The organism is Glaciimonas sp. OK215 (genome assembly GCF_057787885.1).
In genome coordinates this window covers 5,766,005-5,780,406 of record NZ_CM173544.1, presented here as the reverse complement: position 1 = coordinate 5,780,406, position 14,402 = coordinate 5,766,005, and the positions used below count along the sequence as shown (strand labels likewise).

The 14,402-nt window shown below is 57.3% G+C and carries 21 protein-coding genes; 7 read left to right on the top strand and 14 right to left on the bottom strand.

Features of this window, described 5'->3' with window-relative positions:
- Positions 1–27: 27 nt before the first annotated feature.
- Positions 28–327, bottom strand: a complete 300-nt coding sequence (locus AC3CHX_RS26785; protein WP_488630980.1) for a hypothetical protein — start codon at positions 325–327, stop codon at positions 28–30.
- 289 nt (positions 328–616) lie between these two features.
- On the opposite strand from AC3CHX_RS26785, the gene AC3CHX_RS26780 reads away from it, so the two are divergent.
- Positions 617–1,756, top strand: a complete 1,140-nt coding sequence (locus AC3CHX_RS26780; protein WP_488630979.1) for a metallophosphoesterase — start codon at positions 617–619, stop codon at positions 1,754–1,756.
- 6 nt (positions 1,757–1,762) lie between these two features.
- Here AC3CHX_RS26780 and AC3CHX_RS26775 read toward each other — a convergent pair whose 3' ends face one another.
- The 3 genes from AC3CHX_RS26775 to AC3CHX_RS26765 all read right to left on the bottom strand — a co-directional run bounded on the left by AC3CHX_RS26775 (position 1,763) and on the right by AC3CHX_RS26765 (position 3,357).
- Positions 1,763–2,125, bottom strand: coding sequence for an aminoacyl-tRNA synthetase (locus AC3CHX_RS26775; RefSeq protein ID WP_488630978.1), 363 nt, complete (start codon positions 2,123–2,125; stop codon positions 1,763–1,765).
- A gap of 32 nt (positions 2,126–2,157) precedes the next feature.
- Entirely contained in the window at positions 2,158–2,364 is a 207-nt protein-coding gene (locus tag AC3CHX_RS26770) for an oxidoreductase-like domain-containing protein (RefSeq protein WP_488630977.1), read from the bottom strand.
- A 126-nt stretch (positions 2,365–2,490) separates the two neighbouring features.
- The gene (locus AC3CHX_RS26765; RefSeq protein ID WP_488630976.1) at positions 2,491–3,357 is read right to left on the bottom strand and encodes a pirin family protein; all 867 of its coding nucleotides are present in this window, start codon (positions 3,355–3,357) and stop codon (positions 2,491–2,493) included.
- A gap of 128 nt (positions 3,358–3,485) precedes the next feature.
- Between AC3CHX_RS26765 and AC3CHX_RS26760 the strand changes: the two genes are divergently transcribed.
- The 3 genes from AC3CHX_RS26760 to AC3CHX_RS26750 all read left to right on the top strand — a co-directional run bounded on the left by AC3CHX_RS26760 (position 3,486) and on the right by AC3CHX_RS26750 (position 4,994).
- On the top strand, positions 3,486–4,406 hold the full coding sequence (locus AC3CHX_RS26760; RefSeq protein ID WP_488630975.1) for a LysR family transcriptional regulator: 921 nt from the start codon (positions 3,486–3,488) through the stop codon (positions 4,404–4,406).
- Between the two features lie 132 nt (positions 4,407–4,538).
- On the top strand, positions 4,539–4,739 hold the full coding sequence (locus AC3CHX_RS26755; RefSeq protein ID WP_488630974.1) for a hypothetical protein: 201 nt from the start codon (positions 4,539–4,541) through the stop codon (positions 4,737–4,739).
- 45 nt (positions 4,740–4,784) lie between these two features.
- Entirely contained in the window at positions 4,785–4,994 is a 210-nt protein-coding gene (locus AC3CHX_RS26750) for a SlyX family protein (protein ID WP_488630973.1), read from the top strand.
- A gap of 12 nt (positions 4,995–5,006) precedes the next feature.
- Here AC3CHX_RS26750 and AC3CHX_RS26745 read toward each other — a convergent pair whose 3' ends face one another.
- From AC3CHX_RS26745 to AC3CHX_RS26720, 6 genes are all read right to left on the bottom strand, one after another.
- On the bottom strand, positions 5,007–5,411 hold the full coding sequence (locus AC3CHX_RS26745) for a hypothetical protein (RefSeq protein ID WP_488630972.1): 405 nt from the start codon (positions 5,409–5,411) through the stop codon (positions 5,007–5,009).
- Between the two features lie 138 nt (positions 5,412–5,549).
- A complete protein-coding gene (locus AC3CHX_RS26740; RefSeq protein ID WP_488630971.1) occupies positions 5,550–6,284 on the bottom strand; it encodes an amino acid ABC transporter ATP-binding protein in 735 nt (244 codons plus the stop codon).
- Between the two features lie 55 nt (positions 6,285–6,339).
- A complete protein-coding gene (locus tag AC3CHX_RS26735; protein ID WP_488630970.1) occupies positions 6,340–7,299 on the bottom strand; it encodes an agmatinase in 960 nt (319 codons plus the stop codon).
- A 45-nt stretch (positions 7,300–7,344) separates the two neighbouring features.
- A complete protein-coding gene (locus AC3CHX_RS26730) occupies positions 7,345–8,007 on the bottom strand; it encodes an amino acid ABC transporter permease (protein ID WP_488630969.1) in 663 nt (220 codons plus the stop codon).
- Positions 7,997–8,677 carry an amino acid ABC transporter permease gene (locus AC3CHX_RS26725; RefSeq protein WP_488644946.1) on the bottom strand — a complete coding sequence of 227 codons (681 nt, stop codon included), beginning with the start codon at positions 8,675–8,677 and terminating at the stop codon, positions 7,997–7,999. Before AC3CHX_RS26725 ends, AC3CHX_RS26730 begins: the two co-directional genes overlap by 11 nt.
- Before the next feature lie 14 nt (positions 8,678–8,691).
- Entirely contained in the window at positions 8,692–9,546 is an 855-nt protein-coding gene (locus AC3CHX_RS26720; RefSeq protein ID WP_488630968.1) for a transporter substrate-binding domain-containing protein, read from the bottom strand.
- 109 nt (positions 9,547–9,655) lie between these two features.
- On the opposite strand from AC3CHX_RS26720, the gene AC3CHX_RS26715 reads away from it, so the two are divergent.
- The 3 genes from AC3CHX_RS26715 to AC3CHX_RS26705 all read left to right on the top strand — a co-directional run bounded on the left by AC3CHX_RS26715 (position 9,656) and on the right by AC3CHX_RS26705 (position 11,086).
- Complete coding sequence (locus tag AC3CHX_RS26715; protein WP_488630967.1) at positions 9,656–10,552, top strand: LysR family transcriptional regulator; 897 nt, start codon at positions 9,656–9,658, stop codon at positions 10,550–10,552.
- 75 nt (positions 10,553–10,627) lie between these two features.
- Positions 10,628–10,759, top strand: a complete 132-nt coding sequence (locus AC3CHX_RS26710) for a hypothetical protein (RefSeq protein WP_488630966.1) — start codon at positions 10,628–10,630, stop codon at positions 10,757–10,759.
- Positions 10,760–10,795: 36 nt separating this feature from the next.
- Positions 10,796–11,086: a 2Fe-2S iron-sulfur cluster-binding protein gene (locus tag AC3CHX_RS26705; RefSeq protein ID WP_488630965.1), complete on the top strand. Its 291-nt coding sequence runs from the start codon at positions 10,796–10,798 to the stop codon at positions 11,084–11,086.
- Between the two features lie 3 nt (positions 11,087–11,089).
- On the opposite strand, the gene AC3CHX_RS26700 is transcribed toward AC3CHX_RS26705, so the two are convergent.
- The 4 genes from AC3CHX_RS26700 to AC3CHX_RS26685 form a co-directional block, all read right to left on the bottom strand.
- Entirely contained in the window at positions 11,090–12,328 is a 1,239-nt protein-coding gene (locus tag AC3CHX_RS26700) for a hypothetical protein (protein WP_488630964.1), read from the bottom strand.
- 130 nt (positions 12,329–12,458) lie between these two features.
- A complete protein-coding gene (locus tag AC3CHX_RS26695; protein ID WP_488630963.1) occupies positions 12,459–13,169 on the bottom strand; it encodes a hypothetical protein in 711 nt (236 codons plus the stop codon).
- 89 nt (positions 13,170–13,258) lie between these two features.
- Complete coding sequence (locus AC3CHX_RS26690; RefSeq protein ID WP_488630962.1) at positions 13,259–13,798, bottom strand: hypothetical protein; 540 nt, start codon at positions 13,796–13,798, stop codon at positions 13,259–13,261.
- Positions 13,795–14,073, bottom strand: coding sequence for a DnaJ domain-containing protein (locus AC3CHX_RS26685; protein WP_488630961.1), 279 nt, complete (start codon positions 14,071–14,073; stop codon positions 13,795–13,797). The genes AC3CHX_RS26690 and AC3CHX_RS26685 overlap by 4 nt, the downstream gene beginning before the upstream one ends.
- Positions 14,074–14,402 lie beyond the last annotated feature (329 nt).

Below are 14,402 nucleotides of genomic sequence, written 5' to 3'. Positions count from 1 at the left end.
TGCAATGAGATGCTGCCGGGAGCGCTGTTATTTCAAGCCAAGACGAACCTTGGTCGCCGCGATCAGCGCGGTGTCGTAAGGATGCAGGTTTTCAATAAAAAACAACTCGGTCTCGACCGGGTCTTCCAGGCACATGGCCAGCATATGCGGCGCGTCCTCAAAGGTGCCCAAAAAATCCCCGCCCCAGCGATTTTGACGATGCAGGCGCAGTACTTCGCACCCCAACTCCGCCAGCGGCGCGGCAACACCGGCTGCCAACGCTTCCTGTTTCCAGTCATCCCAAAAAAAGTTTGTTGCCGGTTGGTCATTCGGTTGTTCATTCATCATGTCGCTCCAAAGAAGGTGTAGTGGCGCGGACCATACTATTGATGCGGTTTTTTATCAATAGCCAATGTAGCGCCAACGCGTATACGGTTGATACGATCGAAAGCGGACTTAAACATCCCCACTGTTGGGCCGCGGGACCAGCGATGTCTGGAAGACATCATTGCACAGAGTTGATCCGGCTTCGACGCCGCAGAGAACCGGCCCGCTCCATTGAAACTCTCGTTCCAGTACCAATATATAACCAGCCGTGACTTTTCACGAGCACCCTCTGTTCTGTATTGGAATCTTTATGCCATCGCGTAAGGTTGTTGCATTTGTTCTTTGCATACTTGCCGCTCTGCATGTATTAATCGGTTGGCGAGTATTGCCGGCGCTGCCGGTAGCAGCGTTGCTGCAGTGGCTGGGAGGCTTGTGGCTAGTGCTGTCGTTCCTGCTGATTCCCGCCGGCTTGCTGGCATCGGTGATCAAGCGCCAGCCGCTGGCGGATCGGCTGGCCTGGGCCGGTATGCTGGCGATGGGAATGTTTTCCTCGCTGCTGATGCTGACACTGCTGCGCGAGATCGTTCTGCTGGCAGCGCCATGGTTGGGCCTTAGTGTCGACCATGTTGCTTCCTTTACCGCAGCGGCAGTGCCGCTGTTGGCTGCAGCCGGTACGCTGATCGGTTTTATCAATGCCAGGCGGCTGGCGCGAGTGGTCGAAGTCGATGTGCCCATCAGACAACTACCGGCTGGTTTGCATGGTTTTACCATTGCCCAGATCAGCGATATTCATGTCGGCCCGACCATCAAGCGTGGTTACCTGAATGCCATTGTCGAGCGCGTGAATGGCTTGCGCGCCGATCTCATCGCGGTGACCGGCGACCTGGTCGACGGTAGCGTCAGCCGGCTGGCGCCCCACACCGCGCCGCTGGCCAACCTGGAAGCGCGGCATGGCGCCTATTTTGTGACCGGCAATCATGAATATTACTCAAACGCGGACGCCTGGATCGCAGAAGTGCGGCGGCTTGGCTTGACCGTGTTGATGAATGAACACGTGGTGCTGCGTCATCAGGGTGCGTCGATGTTGCTGGCTGGCGTCACAGACTTTGGTGCGCATCATTTCGATGCAGCGCACCGCAGCGATCCGCATCTGGCACTGGCCGGGGCAGCGCCCGATGTCGGCGTGAAGTTGCTGCTGGCGCATCAGCCGCGCTCGGCAGCGGCTGCGGCCGATGCGGGCTTCGATCTGCAATTGTCAGGCCATACGCACGGCGGCCAGTTCTTTCCGTGGAATTTCTTTGTTCCTTTGCAGCAACCGTATACCGCCGGCCTGAACAAGCTGCGCAATCTCTGGGTGTATACCAGCCGCGGCACCGGTTACTGGGGGCCGCCCAAACGGCTCTGGGCACCATCCGAAATCACCCTTCTGCGACTGGTGCCGGCCCGTTAACGCCCATCATTTGGCATGATGGTGGGCGGCATGTTCCAGCAACACAATCACCGCTTTCACGACCGCGTACATGATGGCGCGATCTTTGGTCGGGTGGTCTGAAAGCGGCACATTCACTGTGCCGCTGATGACAGCGTCGCCATGCTCATGTGCGGGATCTTTGCCGTAGTGAATAGGGATGCGGTACTCGGCCATCAACGGCCCGCAGGCCTTCCAGTCACGGGTCCACTGCGGCAGCGGCTCGGTGTTGACCAGTAAGGTACCGGCCCGCTCGTAGCATTCCTCGATATTCTGATAACCCAGCAGCTGGGCCAAACGTCGCTCTTTGGCAACGCAACTCCGGAAATACTCTTCGTCGCTCATCCGCATGGCAGATCCCCTGTGTGTGAAGTGATGAATTGCTATTTTTTCAAACTACTTTTAGGCGTTTTGACGCGCATTCCGGTTCTTCTTGCTTCCCAAGCCTGCAGCTGAACCCGATAGTGCTCCATCGCGTCCTCATAGAGATCGAATATACACGGGTCGCAACCGCTGCGGCAGCAGTCATCCATCTCTGGCCGGACTGGCGGGACAGGAGCCGGGGCGGCGTCGCTCGGGCGTTGCGGCATGGCAAGGAAGAATCGTTAAGTGGTTTCCGCAAGATATCCTGCGCTATACCGTGCATTGTATTATTCCTTGTGCAGCGGCGGGGCAGAGGTTTCCGTACGCGTTCTATGCGTGCCGGAAACCAATCCTCAATGCCGTATCTCGCCAAAACGGCCGCTGTTGAAATCCTGCATCGCCTGAGCGATTTCTTCGCGGGTGTTCATCACGAACGGACCGTGCGCGACCACCGGCTCGTTGATAGGCTCGCCGCTCAGCAGTAACAGCTTGGCGTCGTTGTTTGCTTCCAGCACCACTGAATCGCCGTCACGGTCCAGCAAGACCACCTGTGCCTCGCGCGCCACCTCACTGCCGTTGACCAGCACCGTCCCGCGCAGGACCACCACGGCCGCCGCATGGCCGGGCGGAATTGGCAGGGTAGTACTGGCGCCCTGGTGCAGACGGATATCCCACACCTCGATCGGCGTGAAGGTGCGGGCTGGGCCTTGTACTCCGCCAAAGCCGCCGGCAATGACGCGCAACGTACCGGCATCGTCTGGCAAATTCACGACCGGAATGTTCTGACTGAGTATCCCTTGATAACCAGGCGCAGTCATTTTGTCCTTGGCCGGCAGGTTGACCCACAGTTGCACCATTTCCAGCGCACCGCCTTTACGGCTGAATTCGGCAGAGTGGAATTCCTCGTGCAGGATGCCGGATGCCGCAGTCATCCACTGGACGTCGCCGGGACCGATAACGCCGCCGTTGCCGGTGGAGTCGCGGTGTTCGACTTCGCCTTCGTAGACGATCGTCACCGTCTCGAACCCGCGGTGCGGATGCTGGCCGACGCCGCGCCGTCCCTCGGTTGGTGTAAATTGCGCCGGTCCGGCGTAATCGAGTAGCAGGAACGGGCTCAGGTGACCGCCCAGCGTGTCGAAGGAAAACAGCGAACGTGCCGGAAAGCCGTCACCCACCCAGTGCGGCCGGGGAGCACTGTAGACACCGAGAATCTTTTTCATCGTATTTCTCCTTTTGCTTGCTTTTTCAGGGTTCTGCCAAGGAATTAATAATACAAGCGGGACAGTAATACGAGTAGAGGGGATAATTTGCCATCACAGTTCCATTTGATGAACGATGAGGGAGTCTCATGCAAGACCTAAACGATCTCTTTTTCTTCGTCCAGGTGGTCGACCATGGCGGATTCGCACCGGCGGGGCGGGCGCTACGCGCACCCAAGTCAAAACTCAGCCGCCGCATCGCGCTGTTGGAGGAGCGCCTGGGGGTACGCCTGATTCAACGCTCGACGCGGCGTTTCACGGTGACCGAAATCGGCCAGGAGTACTACCGGCACTGCGTGGCGATGCTGGTCGAGGCCGGCGCTGCGCAGGAGGCGATAGACCGGACGCTGTCGGAGCCGCAGGGCATCGTGCGCTTGAGTTGTCCGACCGCTTTGCTCTCGTATCAGGTCGGCGCGATGCTGGCGAAGTTCATGGCACGCTGTCCACGGGTTCAGCTGCACCTAGAGAGTACCAACCGGCGCGTGGACGTGGTCCGTGAAGGCATAGACATTGCGGTCCGGGTGCGCTTCCCGCCATTTGAAGATACCGGCCTGGTCATGCGGGTACTGGGGGAGAGCAGCCAGCGTCTGGTGGCGCATCCGCGCCTGCTTGAAGGCTACGCCGGAACCTTGGTGCCGGCGGATCTGAACGACTTGCCGAGCCTGGATCTCGGGCCGGCCCAGGGCGAGCATATCTGGTCGCTTGAAGGACCCGAGGGCGCTTCGGCCATGGTGCCGCATGCGCCGCGTCTGGTCACCGACGATATGACGGCACTGCGCCTGGCCGCGCTGGAAGGTGTTGGCGTGGTGCAGCTCCCGGCCATGATGGTGCGTAAAGACCTGGAACAGGGGGCGTTGGTGGAGGTGTTGCCGCGCTGGCATCCGCGCAACGGGATTGTGCATGCGGTGTTTCCTTCGCGGCGCGGATTGCTGCCCTCAGTGCGCCAGCTAATTGACTTTTTGGCAGTTGAATTCGAAGCACTGAAATTGACGGAAAAGCGCTTGGATTGACCGATTAGCATCGTTGTTGGCGCCCAACAAAATGGACCTCTGCGCATCCGTCTGTCTTCGCAAAGCATGTGCTCTTAGCTTATGCTTTGTGCTGAACGGAAAAGAATGCGAAGTTGCTTAAGGGGAATGATAATGGCAAAAAAGAACGAACTGGATCCTGAAACACTGGCCCTGATCGACTGGTGTATCGAGGTAGAAGGATTCCTGGTTGCGGGCGGTGCAACGCTGGAGCAGGCGCAGGAGCATATTGAAGAACAGGTTGAGTGGTTCACCGACCAGTTTTATGATGGCCTGACACCGGAACAGGCGGCCAAAGCGGCATTGAACGATTGAGGTGCGCTACTATCTGGCCTGCCAAATTGCTCAGGAGAAGCAGAAGTGAATCCAGAAGATCGCATCATCGAAATTGAGATAAAAGTCGCGCGTCAGGAAGACTTGCTGGATGAGCTGAACAAGCTGGTCTATCGCCAGCAGCAAAAGATCGATCAGCTTGAAACGCTATGCTCGGCATTGGCACGCATGATCAAGGATGCGCGGGAGCACAGTGCGCAAGGTCAGACTGCGCATGAGCGGCCGCCACATTACTGATGAATTGCTAAGTTAGTATTTCGACACTTTGAATGGATGATCCAGCACGATCCTGGTGGACGAGATCAGGTTGCTCAAGCCCAGGATCAGTTGTGTCAATGTGTCGCCGGGCAATGCCCAGATCTGCGAACCCGGTGCCTGAACCTGGGTTGCGGCAGTGATCACCGGCGCCACCCATGCGGCCTCGGGCGTGACGTCGAGCATGACATCGCCTTCCTGGGTGGTGTGCAAGAAAATTTCTCCACCCAATTCCAGAAAAAAGCAGATCCCGTAGCCGGTCGCATTGGTCTTTTTCATCGCGTACTGCAGATCGCGGTTGTAACTGTCTATCCATGCTTCGATGTCGTAGGTCGTATTCAACGCGATCCATGGCCGTTCGGGATGCGTATCGCTCGGGTTGACATCGGCGTCTTGCATGGTGCTGCCTTGTGGTTGATTGATATTCAAGATTTTTAAGTATTGGCTTACATTCGAGAACCGTCACTTTAATGGATAAACGGAAATCAGGTCAGGAAAACAGGGCAGGGCGCGATCGGATCGGCCTCAGCTTACGAATCAATGCTGCAAAATCCTCGACAGGAATTCTCCTGCCCGAGGCGAGCGGGCGCCGGGGCTGCCGAAAAACGCGTCTTTCCCGCAGTCCTCGACAATTTTTCCATGATCCATGAAGATTATTCGATGACTGACTTTCTTGGCGAAGCCCATCTCGTGCGTAACACACATCATGGTCATGCCCTCGTTGGCGAGCTGTACCATGACGTCAAGCACTTCGCCGACCATTTCCGGGTCGAGCGCCGATGTCGGTTCGTCGAATAGCATCACGATCGGGTCCATGCTCAGCGCACGCGCGATCGCCACGCGTTGCTGCTGCCCGCCCGAGAGCTGCCCAGGAAACTTGTCCTTGTGCGCCATCAGGCCGACGCGGTCGAGCATCTGCAGGCCGCGGACCTTGGCATCGTCGTTGCTGCGGCCAAGCACCTTGACCTGCGCCAGCGTCAGATTCTCGGTGACCGACAGGTGCGGGAATAACTCGAAGTGCTGAAATACCATGCCCACACCCGAGCGCAGCTTGGCCAAATTGGTCTTGCGGGCGGCGATGCTGACGCCGTCGATGCGGATGTCGCCCTTCTGGAAGGGCTCGAGCGCGTTCACCGTCTTGATCAGCGTGCTCTTGCCCGAGCCGGACGGGCCGCAGACCACCACCACCTCGCCCTTCTTGATAGTGGTCGTGCAGTCGGTTAGCACCTGGAAGTTGCCGTACCACTTCGAGACGTTTTTTATATCGATCATGGCGAGTCCCGGTCAAAAGATGATGGTAGTGAACTGGCGTGAGGCGGCGTCGACATCATTTGTCGAAGTAGCCGGCCCTGATTGCCGAGCCGATCAGATTGACGATCAGCCGCCCGGCAGTCACACAGGTCAGCTTGCTGGCATTGTCCTTGGACGGCTGGATTTCAACGATATCCATCCCGACCACGCGCCCCTTCTTCACCAGTCCGTGGATCAGTTTGCGGGCTTGCACGAAGTTCATGCCGCCCGGTGCGGGGCCATCGACCGCCGGCATAATCGTCGGATCCAGGCCGTCGGCGTCGAACGACAGATAGTAGTTGCCACCATCGGGAATGCGCGCCAGCACTGCATCCATGCCCACGTCGTGCAATTCGTACGCAGTGATGAGTTCCGCGCCGTAGCGGCGGGCTGTTTCGAGATCTTCCGGCCGCGCGCTGCCCTGCGCACGCAGGCCGATCTGCACGATGCGCGTCACATGCGTCATTTCCGATGCACGACGGATGGGGCTGGACAAACCTTCTTTGACGCCATTGACCTCGTCGCGCCAGTCGAGGTGAGCATCGACATGTACCAGCGTGATCGGCCCCGTCTCACTGTACGCGCGCAACACCGGCGTGGTGACGCCGTGATCGCCGCCGAGCACGATCGGTAGCCCGCCGCCCTTGAGGATCTGGCGTACCGCCAGTTCGACGCGTCGATAATGATCGCCAGGCTTATTCAGGTCGGGGATGACGTCGCCGCAATCGACGAATCGGATGTCGGAGCGCCCCTGGAGCAACGGGCCGTCGATGTCGAAGTCATAGTGATCAGGTGCGCGCACGATGCGGTCGGTCACGTCGCGGATCGCCTGCGGTGCGTTGGTCTGGTCGTTGGTGAAGGACCTGGCGCCATAGGCCGAGCCGAACGGCATGCCGAGCACCGCGATATCGGCCTGGAGGTTTTCCAGGTCGGTCACCAGCTCGGAATAAAGTAGCGTTGCATGCCCGGTACGTGGGGCGACAGTTAGTTTTTCCATCGAATTCTCCAATTTGTGAAGCTGTAAAGTCGTAAAAAAAAGGGGTCAGTGGTGGCTCCAGCGGCGCACGCGCTTCTCCATGACTTGCCCGAAGGCATCCAGAACCACGCTAGATCCCCAGTAGATCAGCGCGGTGGTGCCGAGCACCTCGAGATAGGCAAAGGTGTCGGCGGTCATCAGATTGCTCTGGTAGGTCAATTCCGGCAGGCTCATTACGGAGAACACCGCCGTATCCTTGAACATCATGATCGTCAGACTGACGGTCGGCGGGATCAGGAAACCGAAAATCTGCGGCACCACCACGTAGCGCTGGATCTTCCAGCCGGACATACCCAGCGACAGTGCTGCGCGCACCTGTCCCTTCGAAACGCTGCGAAACGCCGCGCGCAGGATTTCGCAAAAGTAACCGCCCGTATAGAACGCCGTAGAGCCGATCGCGATGGAGAACGCCGACGCGTGCAGACCCAGTTTGGGTAGCCCGAAGAAAGACAGGTATACCAATATCAGGAACGGTATGTTACGTACCACTTCGACGTAGCCAAGCGCCACTGCGCGCAATAGTCTCTGCCTAGCGTCGGCCATGTAGGCGGCAATCGTGCCCGCCAGAATGCCCAGCGGGATACCGATGGCGCTGACAGTCGCCGTGACCTTCAAACCTTGCAGCAATACTGGCGTTACGCGTTCGACGATGTCGAGATCAATGAACATTGGGAAGCAATCCAGAAAAATGACGCTCAATGCGTCGCGATATAGACGAGGCACACCACAGCATGACGAAATAGACCGCCGCGGTCGCTGCAAACACTTGCAGCGGCAAGTCGCTCTGTAGCGAGGCATTGCGCGCCACGGTCGCCAGTTCTGTGACCGCAATGATTGAGAGCAGCGACGACGCCTTGAGCAACACCGTGTATTCATTAGTGAGTGGCGGCACGGCACGGTGGAATATCTGCGGCAGCAGGACATAACGCCAGACCTGCCAAGGCCGCATGCCCAGCGCACGCGCCGAGGCAGCCTGACCACGCGGAATGGTCGAAAGCGCACCGCGCATGATCTCGCTGACATACGCCGTCGTGTTGAGCGCCAGCGCCAGAACACCAGCCGCAATCGGCGAGATGTTGATGCCCAGCAGAGCCGGCAATACGTAGTAGGCGATCAGCAACTGGATCAACAGCGGCGTGCCGCGCATCGCGCTGACGTAGACGATAACCAAGGACCGCGTGATCGTCCCACCGGCCACCCGTGCCACCATCAGCATCACCCCGAACACGAGTCCGATCACGAACGCGCAACTGCTCGTGTAGAGGGTGATGCCGGCTCCCTGCACGACGCCGTCGAAGAACGGCTTGAGGGCGCCGTGCGCGGTGAACAACTCGATCATCATGATTGCCTCGCTCAGAGTGCGCCTTTGGGGAGGTATCCCGAGGTCGGTAGATTCAGCGTTTCGCCGAACCACTTCTTCTGAAGCTCGGCCAACTTGCCGCTGGCGCGCATTTCCTCCAGCGTCTGGTTGATGAAAGTGCGGACCGCAGGATCCTGCGGGTTGGCGACCCAAGCTAACAGTTTGGGCTCACCAACCTCGCCAATGGTCTTAAACGCCCCAGGTTGGCGGCGACTTTGCACCGACAACACGTTCGACGGAATCACGCCGATGTCCAGCGTGCCATTGCTCAGCGCCACGCTCACGTCGGGATATGCCTGAAACAGCTTGAGCTCGGCAAAGCCCTTGCCGGACTTCGCTTTCAGCTGACGCTCAAACTCCTGAATCATCGGCTGGGCCGACGAACCCATCTGCGTACCAACTGTCTTGCCAGCTGCATCTTCGGGCTTAGTAATCGTTTTGTTGGTCGAATTGATAACGAACATCGAATGCACGATGCCGACCGGACGGCTGAAAGCGAAGCGCTTGGCGCGCTCTTCTGTGATGCCGACGCTGGTGGCGACAAAGTCGAACTTGTGCGACAACAGCCCAGGCAGCAGGCCCTGGAACGGCAGATTCAGCTGCACCAGCTTTACGCCCAGCTTATTCGCCATGTGCTCGAGAATGTCGTGCCCGTAACCAACGACCACACCGTTCTCCACGAACTCGTAGGGCTCGTAGGCAGCCTCAGTACCGACTGTCAGTTGGCCGCGCGCTTTGATGTCTGCCAAGGTACCGCCTTCGGCCAGCGCCAGGACGGGCATGCAAGCGATGATCGCAGTCGCGATGACGGCCTTGATCGTGCTGCGCCGACTCAGTTTGATGTTCATGTCGTCTCCTTGTAGTAGGTAGGTGTGAGATGAAGTTTAGTAGACGTGGAAGTAGATGAAAAATGATTCTTTTAGTGGTATGGTTTCAAAAATCGATACCTTTTAAATCATGAGCCAACTTGACTTCAATGAGCGTGATCTGCGCTCGCTGCGCATCTTCTGCACCGTCGCCCAGGCGGGTGGATTCGCCGCGGCAGAGCACCGGCTTAACATGTCGAAAGCATCGATCAGCCGACACATCCGAGAGGTTGAGGAGCGGCTGGGCGTGCGCCTGTGCGAGCGAGGGCCAGCGGGATTCAAGCTAACTTCTGCGGGTGTCGTCGCTCTGGATCTGGCGTCGAACGCGCTCAAATACCTGGAGCGCATACGGCCAGAGATCGACTCGGTGCGAGGAGTGTTGTCAGGCACGCTTTCAATCGGCATGGTCGAGCATCTGATTACGCACCATGGGTCCCGAATCCCGGAAGCGCTGGCCGAGCTGAAACGGCGCGCGCCAGGTGTGCAGCCGGAGATTATCGTGATGACCTTCGCAAACCTCAGTCAGGCCTTGCGCGAGCGCCGGGTTGATGTGGCTATAAGTGGGATGTATAAGAGGGACCGCGTGTTCAACTACCGCACCCTGTTTGTTGAAGTTCATCGCGTTTATGTCGTGTTGCAGGCCGCGCGCGCATCCCGCAGCCAGCTTCCGCTGGTCTACCGCCCTCATCCCTTCGTCGAGCAAACGCTCGCCGATCACGGCTTCGAACGCGGTCCCGATGCTGGTGGCCTGGAAGCGATTGGAATACTGGCGGCAACCGGGAAATACGCTGGCCTGCTCCCGGAGCATTACGCGAGCTTGGTACCGCAGCGCTATGCACTCGAGGCTCTGCCGGAGGGCCCGGCGTTTCACAACACGATTTGCGCGATCACTGAAGCATCGCGCCCGCTGACGCGTCGCGTCGAGTTGTTCCTCGATATCCTTGATGAGTTGCATGTCGGCCCGCCTGCATCAGGTGGAGGCGGGTAGGCGGCTGGCAGCGTCTTCAGCGTAAAACGGTGTATCGTATCTTTGATCTATCTCACAAAGAGACGGCGGTACATTATGAAAAACATGCTCATCGGCTTCGTCATGACCATCATGATAGTTGGGTCCAGTTATTTATCGTACGACAACTATCAGAAGCATGATCTTGATTGCGAATGGTATCAAATGCCGTCCGGCGGGCCGGAATAAATTCCCTTCTCTTATTTCCGTTACTGAATACGCCTTATGAATGATGTGTTTCTGGTAGTCGTCGAACCCAAAGCCTACGCATTTGAATCGACTAATGCTGTGCCATTGCTGGAAGCCGCCAGAAACGCCGGCATCGTTTTGCCAAGCTCGTGCAGGAACGGGACTTGCCGCACCTGCATCTGTCGCATGGTCAGCGGGCGTGTCAGATATGACATTGCATGGCCGGGGCTGAGCGCAGATGAAAAATCCGACGGCTATATTCTTCCTTGCGTCGCCCATGCAGAATCAAATCTGGTGATTGATGTGCCGCTGGCGGCGTTGAAATGATGCCTAGGCTTTTTTCTTTTGCACGCTCGCCGGTTTCAGTTTGACGTTGCAGTTCTCTTTTAAAAACTTCATCGCGCTGTCGTACTTGATATCGTCTTCGTCGAGCAAATAGGCCTCTGCTTCCGGCAGGAATTCATCCTCCCACAGCGACAATAAGTTCTCTTTCATTTCAAATGGCGCCGAGGTGGCGATGAATGTCGCCACCGCTGCGCTATTGAAGCCATGCTGACGCACCTGGCGAATGATGGCTTTCGCTTCCGTTTCTGAAATGGTGGTTTTTATTTTCACACCGGAGGCGATACACAGAAACGCCGTCAGGCGCGAGTAGGGATCTTCGTTGCCGTTGGTGACCTGGAGCCATGCCTGCGACATCAGGGTATCGAATTCATCGACGTCGTCCAATCCGCTCTCGCGCACGAAGTAACGCAACTCGACCGTATTGCGCAATTCGTCGAGCGCAACGGCGCTGTTCAAGATCAGCGGCGCATCATGCTTTTCAATCTCGCGGCGAATTTTGTCGCTGATTTTTCGATATTCTTCAGGGACATCATCAAACAGGCTTTTGGCTATTTTCAGCTTGCCGGCAGCGGTTGCCTGGGTCTGGACGGTGCCAAGCAGCGTGGCGAAAGCGTTCCGGTTAGGGAAGCTGTCGGCACCGGCGGCACGCACCAGGATGGCGCTGCGGATCACCGTTTCCGCGCTGGTGAATTCGAGCGCCGAGCGCGGCAGTTCCATGCTTTTGGCAAACCAGGTGGCGGCAGCCAGCGTGTTGGCATCCTCCTCGCGGGTTTGGCGTTCTTTGCGATAGGCGCTCAACGAATACGGTTTGACCAGTGTCCGCTCATCCTGGAAATCCTTCAGATCCTGGCTTTTTACATCGCCGAACACCGAACAGTCCGGCAGCGCATGCAGTGCCTTCAGCATCTCGTTGCCACCGCGCGAATGCGACAGAAAGGTATTGTCGCGCAGTGATTCCGCCGCTTTATCCAGATTGCCGTTGTAGGTTTCTTCAAGGAACAGGCTGATAAGATTCACCATCCGTTTGCGCGCATTCTCCAGGTCGGTGTGCAGATGACTGGTGCCGAAAAAATTCGCGATCTGCACCGATCCTTTCGCACCGTCGCCGATCATCGCCTGGCATTTCGCGTGATCGATGATGCCGTTCCGGACGCCATAGCTGAGCGCCTTTTCAAAAAAAGGGCGCTTATCGACAGTGGCGATAGTGCGGTTGTTATCGGACATGGCTGGACGTATAGGATTAGAGTGTGGAACGCGCAGTGGCAGGGCGGAAAAGCGCAGTGCTTTCTGCCGGTGCGCCGGTGTGCCGGCGCTTCGCAGAAGTCGGTCAATGCCACTTACGGCAGCGGAAGCGTTACAGCGCCGATTCCTCGGACGGATCGATCGCGGGTTTGACCGGCGCTTTTACTGGCGTCGGTTGGTCCTCGTCGTATTCCTGCTCGGCTTCGAGTTGTTCCAGTCGTTCCAGCTCGGCTTCGCGCCGTTTGCGCTCTATGCTGCGCTTTTTCAGCGTCGGCCAGACTTGCTCAAAGATGTCTTCGTGCTCGTGCTTCAGCAACCAGGTCAGTTCTTTCCAATCGCGATCAGCCACTTCGGATTTTTCGACGGCATCGCGTTCTTCCGTAAAGTTGACGTTGAAGGTGTCGAATTCGGCGAAGTGCGTGACTTCCTCATCGCGGTCGGCCAGGTAATTGATGAATGCTTCATAGCCGCCATCGAGCTCGGCGATGGCCTCGATGAAGGCGCCGGTTTTGGTGTCGTCGCGAAACAGCACGGCATTCACCATGCCGCGCAGACGCACATGGGTGTTGTCGCCGTACAGTTTTTCGATGACCACCGCGCGCGCGAATTGCTCCGGCGTTACCAGCAAGTTGACGACCGATTCCTTCGAGGTATCGTATTCGCGGATCACGGCCAGCAAGTCTTTCGGCGGCATCTCTTCCAGCACGGCGACCAGGGCATAATCACCTTCGGTTTCGGCCAGGCTGACCAGCGCGAATTCGGCACCGGCGATATCACCGTCGCGGATCAGGCTGGCTGCTTTTACTATGAGCGCGTTTGTCATGGCTTGCTTTGTCAAAAATTGGCTATTAGAAATAGGGAAAGGGTGCGGTTCTCAACCGGCCGACTGACGCAGGAGCGCAAGGTTATTCATCAATGACGATCAAAACCTTGCTCCGCCAGCCAATCGGCGCCTTCTGTTTCCAGGTCGGAATCGCGCTCTTCGTCCCGTTCGACTTCGTCCACGCTATCGTCCGACTCATCAATCCCGGATTGATTGGCGTACTCACCGTGATAATTACCGTTGCTTTTCTCGTACAGATATTCGAGGCAAACCGTTGTAATCAGGAAGTTCTCGCCGCCGCTCTCCTTGAGCGCAATGCCGGCCAGTTTCTCCGCCCAGGGCGAAAACTGCACGATGTCGGCAATTTGGTCCCACGCCGGAAACTCCTCCGGCTCGTTGGACGACAGCATGACCATCGCATGCGGATTCGGGAAACTCACGCCGCCATGAAAAGCCACCGAGACCATTTCCGGGGCGCTGTCGATCATCGGCATCATCAAGGCAAACTGGGAGCGCTTGCTTTTCAGCCGGGAATTCAGGATGTCGTTACCCTCGGAGTCGCTGCGCAAGTCTTCCAGTTCGGCCTGATAGGCTTTGGTCAAGTCTTCAAAGTAGGCGGAAAGCATCATTGCAAAACCTTGTTTATATAAGTGGTCCAGATTTGTTGCGCTGTTTCCAGCGGGTTTTCCAGCAAACTGCGGCGCCGGTTTTCGTCGTATTCATTGCGCTTGGTGGCATCCGATAGCAGGTCGTAGGCTTCCTGCACTTGCCGAAATTGCGCAGGTGCGTCGGGTGACGTATTTCTATCGGGGTGAAACTCCGACGCCTTCTTGCGATAGGCGTTTTTAATCGCGCTGTTCGACGCATTGCTGTCTATGCCGAGAATGGCGTAATAGTCTTTCATACGTCCTTAGGCCCGTTTTGGATGAATCTTGGTGAATCCGCGCGTTGATGACGGCGATCGGGAGATCGTTGCTATTTCTGATGACCTGCTCAGAAAATGTTGCTAATTTGCAGCATCGTCTACAGAAACGGATGCAGGAGGATACACCACTGCCAGGGGTAAGTCGATGTCGTAGGAACCACCTTCTTTGACGTATATGGTGACGGTTGACTCAGAGGCAAGCTAATTATGCAGACTCGTCAGCAAACAACAACGTATTTCAGCCAGTCTGTCAAATGGATGAAAGTTTTTTGCGTTTCATTGTTGTTTGTTTATTTTTATGTTGCGAA